4 protein-coding genes are annotated in these 6,727 nt (G+C 30.0%); all 4 read left to right on the top strand.

The genetic code is table 11. From position 1 onward, the window contains the following. Positions 1-90 precede the first annotated feature (90 nt). The 4 genes from DWX74_RS07210 to DWX74_RS07195 all read left to right on the top strand — a co-directional run bounded on the left by DWX74_RS07210 (position 91) and on the right by DWX74_RS07195 (position 6,373). The gene (locus DWX74_RS07210) at positions 91-2,127 is read left to right on the top strand and encodes a cell wall-binding repeat-containing protein (protein ID WP_118549375.1); all 2,037 of its coding nucleotides are present in this window, start codon (positions 91-93) and stop codon (positions 2,125-2,127) included. 268 nt (positions 2,128-2,395) lie between these two features. After that, entirely contained in the window at positions 2,396-2,863 is a 468-nt protein-coding gene (locus DWX74_RS07205) for a DUF4869 domain-containing protein (protein ID WP_118549374.1), read from the top strand. A gap of 2 nt (positions 2,864-2,865) precedes the next feature. Continuing rightward, complete coding sequence (locus DWX74_RS07200; protein WP_118549373.1) at positions 2,866-3,873, top strand: hypothetical protein; 1,008 nt, start codon at positions 2,866-2,868, stop codon at positions 3,871-3,873. Between the two features lie 184 nt (positions 3,874-4,057). Next, positions 4,058-6,373, top strand: a complete 2,316-nt coding sequence (locus DWX74_RS07195) for a cell wall-binding repeat-containing protein (protein ID WP_118549372.1) — start codon at positions 4,058-4,060, stop codon at positions 6,371-6,373. Positions 6,374-6,727: the final 354 nt, after the last annotated feature.

Below are 6,727 nucleotides of genomic sequence, written 5' to 3'. Positions count from 1 at the left end.
TGGAAGAATAAATAATTGCGAAGAGCAAGAGAATAGAGAAAAAAAGAGATGTAACGAATAAAAAAGGAAAAGGAAAACGGAGGTAAAAGAATGAATAAGAAAAGATTATCAGTAGTAATGGCTGGAGCGATGTTAGCAAGTAGTGTAGCGCCAGTATTAGCAGCTACTCCTTCATATGAAGTGAATGGCTCAAATAAAGGAATATTAATAAGAGACTTAAGAAACTTATTAACATCAAAAGTTTATGCTAATATAGCAGACAATAATAGTTATGCAGGACAGTCTGTATATGAAGTTAAAGTGGGATCAACTTATTATCACGATGTTACAGAAGCAGGAATAAAAGCTTTAGAAGAAGCTCTTAAAGCAGCAGATAAAGATACAGTTATAAGTGTATATGATAGAGGATTTGCAGAAAAAAATGGAAAATACTATGCTTATGCATTAGAAGAAGTTTCAACAACTAGAACTTTTGGAGCTGATGAATTAAAAGGATTAGCTTTAGCTTATAATATGAATACTTATCCAGCTGTAAAAAGTATGGACTATTCAGAAGCAGATAAAACTCTTACAGTTGTAACAAGAAAAGCTGAATCTGAAGATAAACTATGGACTTTAACTTTCAAAGAAGGAGATAAAGCTGTAGACTTCACAAAACCAATAGATGATGATAAAAATCTTATAAATGGAACTCATGAATCAGATTGGAGTAACTTAGCTGGATTCAAAGAATCAGCAAGAGTAACTACTTCAAAAGGTGATAAATTAGTATCTAAATTATTAGCTAATGTTACAATATCAAATGCTGACGAAATTATAAACTTCAAATTATCAGATTTATATGATGGACTTCTTTTAACAGAAAAAGGTCAGGAATTATTAGATGCAGCTAAAATGTGCAAATCTGATGCTAATGACGGATACAAATATTCAGTAGGTCAGGTTGATTCTACTGCTAATGGTCTATTCACTTTAGATATAAACTTCTATGATCAGAATGAAGTAACTAACAAAAAAGTTAAAAAAGTAGTTAAAATAACTACTAACAACGAAGCTCAGTTAGAATTATTCAGAAAATGGATGGTGGATGCAAAAGCTCAGGTAGAAGTATTAGCTGGAGACAATAGATATGAAACAGCAGTAAAAGTAGCAAAAGAAAATGCATCAATAAAAGACGTTGCAACAAACGGAAATATAGTACTAGTAAATGGAAATTCATTAGTAGATGGATTAGCAGCAGCACCTTTAGCAGCTTCAGTTATAAATCTTGATAATGATGGAAATTGGTGGGGAGATAATGATAAAGTAGCACCAATATTATTAACAGAATCTGATTCTATACCAAAAGCTACAAAAGATTACATAAGAGAATTAATAAAATATCAGACTGTAGGAAACTTAGATAAAGTAACAGTATACTTAGTAGGTGGAGAATCAGTTATATCTAAATCATTAGAAAATGAATTAAAAGATCTTGGATTAAGAATAGTAAGAGCTGGCGGAAAAGACAGAGAAGCAACTTCACTAGAAGTAGCTAAATTAATGGAAAAAGAAAACGGCGAATACTTTGAAAATGCATTCCTTGTAGGTGCTAATGGAGAAGCGGATGCTATGTCAATAGCTTCTGTAGCCGCTAAAAAAAGACAGCCAATAATAGTTGAATCTCCTAAAGGTGTATCAGAAGACACAATAGAATTCTTACATGGATACAAATCTTCTCTTGAGAAATCAGCTACTATAATAGGTGGTGAATCAGTTGTTTCTAAAGCTACTGAAGAAACTTTAAAAGCTGAAAAAATAGCTGTAGATAGAATAGCTGGATCAAATAGACAGAATACTAATGCTGAAATAATAAATAGATTTGCTCCAAGTGGTTTAAAACAGATAGTTATATCAAAAGACGGTGTAGCTAAAAAATCAGAATTAATAGATGCATTAACAGCAACATCACTAGCAGTTAAAGATAATGCTCCTATAGTACTTGGAACAAATAAATTAAATGAAAATCAGATAAATGCTATAGAAAAGAAAGCTCAGAGAACAGGAATATATGTTTACCAGGTAGGACATGGTGTAGCTAGAGATGTATTAAAACAGATAGCTACTAGAGTTGGTTTAGCAAAATAATTAACATTGAACTAACAAACGTTAATATATAAGATTAAAGGCGAGGATTTATTCCTCGTCTTTTCTTTTTACAAAAATTAAAAAAAGACAAAAATAGACTTGCTTTTGTAAGTCTATTTTTGCCTCAATAAACAAAAAAACATACGTTCTGTATTATATTTTACAACTGAATAATCGTACTCTACACTATTCTATTATGATATAATTTATATATGAAAAATAAATTAAAAAATCAATAAACAAAACAAGTAAAGGAAGGACAAAAACTATGTTAAAAATATTATTTAGCAGAAGTTATAGAGATGACATAGAAAAATACAATGTGGTAGAAAATCCCCCACTTGCATTTGATATACGGCATACAAGTGAGGATATAATAAATCCACTTAGTGTAGAAATGATAAAAGAAATTGATAAATCAGATGTTATTGGTCCAAATTTAATTCAAAGTCCTGTACTCGGACCAATTCCACCACAGACACTTTCTGGTGGTGTAAAAACTTTAATTATGATTAATCAGCATCCTGATATGATATTTAATGCAACTCATTGTGGTGATAACTGCTCTCCATATTTACTAAAAATAGCAAAAAATAAAGATATAACTATTAATTTAAGGTATTTAATGCATTTTGACTTAGATGATAATGATGAAATATTTATTGTAAATGATGGATCTGTAGTTAAAAATAATAAAGAATTTACTTATAAGGGATATAAATTTTTGGAGGGATAATTGTGAAAGGAAAAGTCCATATAAAAATTAGTAATATAGCTAACAAAATCACCTATGAATTTACATTAAATAGAAATATAACTATAATAGAGGGAAATTCTGCAACTGGAAAAACAGTCCTTATATCATTGATAAGAGCTGCAAAAGACAAAACGCTTCAAGGGTTTATACGTGTTGACTGTGATTATCCTTGTATAGCATTTTCTAGTGATGAATACGATTGGGAAAGACGAATCAAAGAAACTGGAAATAGTATAATATTTTTTGATGAGGATGCGACATATGTAAAAACAGAGGAATTTGCAAAAGCAATCCAAAATACTTCAAACTATTATGTTATTGTAAATAGAGAAAGCTTAAGCAATTTACCCTACAGTGTAGATGAGATATATGGAATTAAAGAGTCTGGTAAATATGGTGGTTTAGAGCCTGTTGTTAATAAGTTTTACAGAATTTACTCAAAATACGATAACTTTAAAGATAATAAAGATATATATGTAGATAATATTATAACTGAAGATAAAAAAGCAGGATACCAATTTTTTAGTAAGGTATATGATTGCAACTGCTTCTCCTCTGGTGGAAATAGCTCTATAATAAAACCATTAGAAGAAATACCAGATAATGAAGATACACTAATAGTTGCTGATGGAGCTGCATTTGGCTCTCAGGTAAAGACTTTAGAAGAATTTACACGATATAGAAATAATATAAAGGTATTTCTTCCAGAATCATTTGAATATTTGATATTGTCTGCAAAGATATTTGGAAATCATAATAAGATGATTGAAAAGATTTTAGAAAATCCATCAGATTATATTGATAGTAGAAAATTTATAAGTTGGGAAAGATATTTTACTAGCCTTGTTGAGGATATTTCTAAATATTATGCATATGCTTCATATGATAAGACTAATTTAAAAAGATTCTATCAAGAAGGAATTAATAAAGATAAAATAGCATCTCAGATACCGATAAGTAGAGAATGTTTAAAAGATAGTATAGAATAAATTACGAAAACACCGAAATTGTTATTGATTTCGGTGTTTTTTATTTTGTTTAGTGTTTTGTGGGTGTGGTCGCGCGTTTCGTACAATAAAACTGTGGAAGAATAAATAATTGCGAAGAGCAAGAGAATAGAGAAAAAAAGAGATGTAACGAATAAAAAAGGAAAAGGAAAACGGAGGTAAAAGAATGAATAAGAAAAGATTATCAGTAGTAATGGCTGGAGCGATGTTAGCAAGTAGTGTAGCGCCAGTATTAGCTGCAGAAACAACAACACAGAAAGACTATACAGTAAACAACTCAAACAAAGGGTTATTAATCAGAGATTTAAGAAACTTTGTAAACTCTAAAATATTTGATAACGTAGTAGTAAATGATGACTTAGCAGGACATTCAGTATACTATGCAAAATTTGTAACTACAACTAAAACAGTTGAAAAAGTTGGAAGTGGATATTCTAAAATTGAAGCAGCTATAAATGAAGAATTAAAATATTTAGGTGAAACTGCAGTATTCCATGCTTCATCTACAAATGGTCATGTTGGTAAAGAACATACTGTAAAAGTTGGAAATTCAGAAGTAACATTTTTCGTAACTAATGATGCAAATAAACCTGGAACATTTAGCATAAAATCAAAATATGACAATAAAAACTTTGATAAATTAGAATCACTTATACAGGATGCAGCTACAGGATCAAAAGTAGAAGTTTGGGACAACGGACATATAGAAAAAGACGGAAGATACTATGGTAAAGTTTTAGCTGACTCTATAATAGCTGAAAAATTTGATGCAGATAGTTTAAAAGCAGCATATGATGCTTTCAAAGCAGCTGATCCTACTACTTACCCAGCAGTATACGATATGAAATTAGAAAACAATGTATTAACTGTAGAAACAAGACAGGTAGATACTGAAGAAGAATCTGGAAGAAAAACTTTCAAATATGAAGTTGGAAGTGACAAAGTTGAATTTGACAAAGCTATAAATGCTGCAAAACAGCTATTAAAACCAGACTTCCAGAATACATGGATAACAAAAGATATAGACGGATTCCAGATTAAAACAAAAACAGGTGCAACAGAAGGTGCTGACTTAGAAGATAAACATCTTTACACAGTAACAATAACAGATGTAAGTAATGAATACACTGCAAAATTATCAGACTTATATGATGGATTATTCCTAACAGAAAAAGGACAGGAATTATTTGATACATTAAAAGCATACGATGCAGAAGGATATGCAAATGGATACATAGTTAGAGGAGAAGGCGATATAAAAACAAATGCTAATGGATTATATTCATTAACTATAGAATTAGAAAAACCTCTAAACAAAAAAACAGTTAAAAATGTAGTAACAATAACAACTAATGACTATGAAAAATTAGTTTTATTCCGTAATGGAATCGCTGTAAAAGGAACTACTCATCATGGTACTAAAAATGTTAGAAAATTCCCAGTTCAGAAATTAGAAGGAGCTAACAGATTTGATACAGCAGTAAAAGTAGCAAAAGAAAATGCAGATATAAAAACAGTAGCAGAAAATGGAAACATAGTATTAGTAAACTCAGATTCATTAGTAGATGGATTAGCGGCAGCACCATTAGCAGCATCTGTTGTAAATAATGGTAATACTATAAATGGTAACGGTGGAAGCTGGGATGGAAAACAGTCTAACTATGTAGCACCAATACTATTAACAAATGCAAATGGTATACCAAAAGAAACAAAAGACTACATGAAAGAAGTAGTAGCTCATCAGAGAGTTGGTGCATTAGATAAAGTAACAGTATACTTAGTAGGTGGAGAAGCAGTAATATCTAAAGCTGTAGAAAACGACTTAAAAGAAATAGGTCTAAGAGTAGTAAGAGCAGGTGGAAAAGATAGAGAAGCAACATCATTAAAAGTAGCTGAATTAATGAAAAAAGATACTAGTGCAACAGCTTACACAGAAGCATTTTTAATAGGAGCAAACGGAGAAGCAGATGCAATGTCAATAGCATCATATGCAGCAGAACATAAAACTCCAGTAATAGTTGAATCAGTTCATGGATTATCTGATGATGCTGTAGAATTCTTCAAAGGATATAAAAATGACAACTTCGCTGGTAAAAATGTAACAATAATAGGTGGAGAAAAAGTAGTATCAAAAGCTACAGAAGAAACATTAAAAGCAGAAAAAATAAAAACTGATAGATTAGCAGGAGCTAAAAGAAAAGAAACAAATGCAGAAGTTATAAATACATTATATGCTAACCGTGAATTAGATCAGTTAGTAGTATCTAAAGATGATGTATTAATAGATGCATTAACAGCAACTTCTTTAGCAGCTAAAGATCATTCACCAATAGTTCTTGGAACTAATGAATTAACTAAAGAACAGATAAACGCATTAGAATTAAAATCTAGCAGAAATGGTGTATATGTATACCAGGTAGGTAAAGGTGTTGCACCATCAGTTATAAAAACAATAGCTGAAAGAGTTGGTTTAGCAAAATAATTAAGTTTTGTCTAGGCATAGTTGATAGATAAACAGATTAAAAGCGAGGAATTTTTCCTCGCTTTTTTTATTATTTATTTCTATTTATAAAAACAAAAATAGGCTTGCTTTTGTAAGTCTATTTTTGTTTTTTTATTTAATAGAACATATGTTCATTTTATTTTTTATTTTCATCAGATACTGTATATTAACTATCTATATAATTAAATTTTTATAATAAAAAGAAAGAGTTACTTCTTTAAAATTTATCTTCAGTCAGAAAAATATAAACATCTAATCAAACATTTGTTCGTAACAGCCTTTTAAAGACAAAAATAGACTTACAAAGCAAGCCTATTTTTGTCTTTTTTAATT

Source organism: Peptoclostridium sp. AF21-18 (assembly GCF_003478825.1).
Classification (GTDB): Bacteria; Bacillota; Clostridia; order Peptostreptococcales; family Peptostreptococcaceae; genus Peptacetobacter.
This window is presented reverse-complemented; position numbering and strand designations above follow the sequence as displayed.

Bases quoted from the DNA above. Each gene is read 5' to 3' on its own strand.
- DWX74_RS07210 (WP_118549375.1), top strand. From the start codon at position 91: ATGAATAAGAAAAGATTATCAGTAGTAATGGCTGGAGCGATGTTAGCA.
- DWX74_RS07205 (WP_118549374.1), top strand. From the start codon at position 2,396: ATGTTAAAAATATTATTTAGCAGAAGTTATAGAGATGACATAGAAAAA.
- DWX74_RS07195 (WP_118549372.1), top strand. From the start codon at position 4,058: ATGAATAAGAAAAGATTATCAGTAGTAATGGCTGGAGCGATGTTAGCA.